A 5,300-nucleotide genomic window follows, 5' to 3' on the forward strand; every position below is an offset into this window, starting at 1 on the left:
TAAAGCACCGGTGCATAAACATCCATGCCCTTGACCTGTTGGCGCACATAAATCACCATCGGGGCTTCTAGAGAAGCCAATTGTTCTTCACTCAAAGCCTCACCAAAAGTCAAATTGTGGGCTTTTGCATATTCTGCCCCGACATCCAGCAAGGTTTTGACTTGTTCAATGGCATCACTTCCAGGAATAAAGGAACCTTTGCCCAAACCTTGACCAACAAGATCACGCATTTGTTTTTCAATCAGCTGCTTTTCAAAATATGCATCGCCTAAGAAAAAAATCTCTCTGTCAGGATTGTAGCCAATTCTGTTCAAATAATAAGCTGAGCCATAAAACTTGCCAACATCAAGGAATTCTGCCCGCGTTTCATAAATGAAATTCTGGTTGGGCAGCGTGCCCCCAACACCCCCCGATTGGGGTTTTGGTAAAGGAAGCCCCTCAGAAAGTTCCCCTGCATTATTGAGATCTACTTTTGGTGTAAAGAGAGCGCCAGCTCCAGGCAAACCACTTAAGGACTCCAGTGGATTGCCCGCAACCGACTTTGCTTCAAAATGCGCATCCCCTGTAATCGAACCTTCCGCTGCCGTGTTATTGAGTTGATCGACCACCAGATTTAAAGTGCCACCCGCTTGGACAAGACCAGGAGCTGCATCAAGAACTTTTGAGCCAATTTGGCGATCCTTGCCATTGACTATATCTAAAGAAACATCGCGGCTTCCATCAGCTTTATAGCCATAACAATAAGCATCCGTATTGGCATTACAACCCATATAGGTATTTTTATAAGCCGTTGCACCTAAATTGGTCAGCGTCTTGGCGTGGATATCAGCATTTCCCTCTGCTCTCATAGAGCTATAATGGTTGTCAATGGTATCAGCGTTAATGATGAGATTGCCACTAGATTGTATTACCCCCGAAACAGTTGGTTTATGAGAAAACCCTTGCGTGACAGTCTTTTCTGTCATGTGTGACCAATTTTCGTTTATTGACCAGCCCCCTCCTGCCTTCCGCCGAAAACCATTCCATCGATACTGTTCTACAGAGTTTCTTTCGTCAATATATTTCCAAGTAAATGCCTTATAGACTGTTCCATCGCTTGAAATTGCGGTGCCATAGGTTTCTTCTTTACTATTCCAAAGTGGATTATCTAAGTAAATGTATAAGTGTCCTTTCCAAATTCCGTTATCATCTTGATGTTCGTGCCCTTGTCCCCAAAGACCAACTTTCGCATCATGATATAACATCCCATCACTGAGTTGATCAGAATCCTTTGGTCTTTGGAAAGAAATATCGCTATATTCCGTTTTTTCCGTGATGACGGGCGTGCTATCGGCTTCGTTTTTTAGAGTGTTGGTTTGGATATTTAAGTTTCCACCAGCTTGAATAAAGCCCGCTTTGTTAACAAGCGAAAGGCTTTTTCCGCTGCCTTCTGCATTGGTGAAAGATAAATCACCCTCTGCCATTATGGCGCCAAAATCATTCAACAAAGCCCCATCAACTTGTAAAGCACCATTGCCCTTCACATAGATTAAGCCCGTTTTGTTGTTGGTCACATTGCCCGTCACGCTAAAGACTAAATCCTGCCCCGATGCCAATTGACCGCTATTTCCAAGCTCCCCCGTTTTGATCACGAAATCTCGCGCCGCTAAAACAGAAGTTGCCTTATCCACCATAACGCTTGGAGCAATAAAGAGAATATCTCCAGTCCCCCCCTCATCTGTCACGGCTTGGAGCCGCGCATTGTGAATATCAAGGGCATTGGTGCTTTGAAAGTCTAAACCACCATAAGTCAATTCGCTCTCTGAGACATCAATATGATCTGCAATTAAATACAGCGTTTGTGGCGTGTAAATATGAGAACGATTATTGCTTAAATCGAGAGTTGTTGCCGTCAATCTCACATCCCCCTCAGCAGACAGCACATTCTCAACACTGATCTCTCCAGACACCGATGTCAATGTTGCACTGCCATAGCCAATGACCTGATCATAATAGATGTCGTTGCCTGCAAAAATTTCAATATTGCCACCACTGGCAATCTGACCAACCTTCACCCCTTCTTTTGCTGTAATCAAAAGAAAGCCCTTTTCATCTAAAACAAGATCCCCTGAACCGCCCGTAGAAACGACACCTGTCATCAGTGTGCCAGCATCAAGGCTGCCAACCTTTAAAACAGCTTCTTCACCCGTCATCAGCGAAGAAAAGTCAACCGCCCCACCCTCAATATTTGCCTTGCCATGAGCTAAAAGTTGCCCAAAATGAACGGGAGCATTTGTTTCTGGTTGTGCTTGAATGGCAACATTTTGATGCGACAGAATTGTTTCAGAAACAGAAAGCCCGTTATGAGAAACCAGGGTGATATCTCCTGCCCCATAAACACTTTCAGCGACAATCGCACCTTGACTGCTCTGGAGATCAACATCCCCTTGGGTGCCAAGAACAACAACACCAGAAGCACCCGTTGCCGCCATATCAACCCCACCGGCTAAAAACTGCGCCTTTATATCACCACCGGCATGTGCCCTGAGGTTCCCTTGCGCTAAAACAATCCCCTCAAGCTTCAAGTCTCCGCCCGATTCAAGAGCCATATCAGCGCCTGACCCTAGCCCTGAAACTTGAAGTGTCTGGCGCGAAGAAAGCTTCATATTGCCCCCAGAGGTTGCCTTGCCTGCAATCGATAAAAGCCCATCCTGCGCCTCTATCTTCAAATGACCTTCAGCGCCAACCGTTTCTAACATCACATCCTTATGGGCGGCAATATCAATATGCTTTTTCGAGGTGATGTGTTTTGCCAATACGCTCTGGCTTTTCGATTTGAGGACAACACCCCCATGACCAAAAACATTCTTCAACGAGATTTTCCCGTCAGCAGAAAGATGCAACTGCCCCGCATTGGCTGCCATATCATGGCGCATACGAACCCCTACACCTTTTTCTGTCGCCACAAGTTTTATTCTGTCCGCCTGTAGAGCCCCCAAAGCAGAACCATCTATCGCATATTCCGGTTTACCAGTAATATCGGTTAGTTCTTTCATTTCCCGTGAAGCATAATCAAAGTGACCCGTCCCTGCTGTCACTCCAATTTCTCTGCCCGCAACAGCTCCTTCAAAATGCACCGTGCGTGAGACAATATCGACAATATCAACAGCCCCTTGACCAGAGAAAAAATTGGCTCCCTTTGCACCAAAGGTAATATCCCCACCTCGCACCTCAAAGCCTTTCAAAAAACCGCTCGCATCAATTTCGGGTACACCTGTAGTTAAAGTCGCATGGGGTGTATTGATAAAGCCACAACCATCACAGCTTATCCCATTGGGATTGGCTATAATCACATCGGCTGGGCTCCCAAAAACCTCTCCTGGACCATGAAGCGCACTGCGCTTGCTGCTGGTCACTTCATTTAAAATCACTTTCGCTGAACCCGTGAGGCGCAAATGCGGATTGCCCGGCATAATGCCCCCCAACTGCGATTGCCCCACTTCTTGCGCATGATTGTTCCAAATCACACCTGGATTGCCAATATTAAAATCATCATATTTATTGTGTGATAAGCCCTTGCCATTGGGGGTAACAATATCAATCGAGGGAACCCCATTGGGCGCTGCCACTATATCTGGGCGATGGGCGGCATGAGCGTTAGGATCCACAGTAATTTGCGCCTGTAACGCTGAAGGTGCGAATAAACAAGAAAAACCAAGTCCCCCAAATAAAACCTTTTTGAGCATCGTACTGGAGACCAAAACACCTAATAAAGCTGCTCTTTCTGCTCTCTTCTCATATCTCATACGTTAACTCCCCAATAAACAATGCTTAAAGTTCCATTGTTAATGTCATAAAAAATGTTCCTGATTTTTTGTGCTTAACTGTGCTCCAAAAAATACTGGAATAACTAGCATCGAGAGAGACCATGCCTCCCGCAAGCTTGACACCCGCTGTCCAACCGGCAAGCTGATCACTCTTAATCCCATACAAAACTTGCGAAAACACACGCCCATAATCCAAACCAACATAAGGGCGAAGTTCACCAAAAACCTTTTTGAAGGTCGCGTGATTGCTCCACGGAATGGTGCGTAGCAACAAATCATTCCGGCTAAAAAAACCGTTATTGCCAAAAAGCAAACTCTCACGCGTGCCACGAACATTGGAAGCACCCCCCAACGAAATCTGCTCAGCACCCAATAAATTATGCGGTGAATATTGACCACTCAAAAGATTGCTCAGTATAAAGTCCAAGCCCCCTACCTTAAAAGGCGTCATAACACTGAGTGTGCCGGTAAATTTGGCAAATTGTGGCTCCGCATCCCCTGCTCCTGGATCGTGCTTCTTGACTGAATGAAACAAGGGAAGACCTTGCAAATAACTCACATCAAAGGTCCAAGTTCCACCCAGCATCTGGCGCGAATGCGAAATGCCAAAATTGGCGACACTATATTGACGGCTGCCCACTTCAATCTTATTGCCAAGAAGGTAATTGTTGGTTCTTTTATAAGAAAGACCTAAATTCAAGGTTGTAAGGGAAACACCATCACGATAAAGAACTCTGCTTGTACTGGCGTGCAACTCACTGGAATCCCCCGTCGTCTCAATATCGGTAAAATTGCCAGGGATTATGCTTTGGTAATTATAAACAGTGCCATTCAATCCAAAGGTCCAATAACCGTACGGAATACTCACACTTGCTGAAATGTTATTGCTATGTCCTTCTTGCTTGCTCCCACCCCAATAATCGGGCTCACTGCGTTGATAGTTAAAATCCCACGCATCATTCATCCCTAAAATATTTTCTACCCTCAAGCCCGCACTATAACGCGCATAACCCGTAGAAGATTGTCCCATATTGTCATGAGAAACAGTAACCTTGAAAGTTTTATCGGGATGATTGTTAATATTGACAATGGTGCTCCCTTCTTCACGCCCTGGAAGAAGTTCGCTTTGAGCGTGCGCTGAACTCAAACGGTTGATCTGATCAAGCCCCTGTTCAATATCGCGCATGTTCAGAACATGACCTTGAAGCCCAGGGAAAGCACTCCACACAACATTGTTATAACGAGATGCCGGTGAACCATTATAGTAAATCTCTGAAAGCTTGCCCTCAATGACAACAAATTTGAGCGCCTTGCTGTTTTTGATATCTTGATCAGGAATGTAAAAACGCGCCGTCACATAGCCTTGATCCAAATAAACTTTGGTTAACTTCTTGATTAAGAGCTGAATATCGACAAGACCGATACATCTTCCAACATAAGGCTCTGTTACGGCTGATATAGAGCGCTTTTTGACATGATGCACTCCCTCAACAA

General features: G+C 45.2%; 2 protein-coding genes. Both read right to left on the bottom strand.

Going from position 1 to position 5,300, the window contains the following annotated elements; translation table 11 throughout:
* Positions 1 to 3,785 (bottom strand): filamentous hemagglutinin N-terminal domain-containing protein (locus tag ACFIKH_RS08555; protein WP_375671481.1); only part of this gene is annotated, 3,785 nt, incomplete at its 3' end.
* 25 nt (positions 3,786 to 3,810) lie between these two features.
* Positions 3,811 to 5,300 (bottom strand): ShlB/FhaC/HecB family hemolysin secretion/activation protein (locus tag ACFIKH_RS08560; RefSeq protein WP_375671482.1); only part of this gene is annotated, 1,490 nt, incomplete at its 5' end.

The organism is Bartonella sp. SD1336NMGDW, from assembly GCF_042193565.1.
Classification (GTDB): Bacteria; Pseudomonadota; Alphaproteobacteria; order Rhizobiales; family Rhizobiaceae; genus Bartonella; species Bartonella grahamii.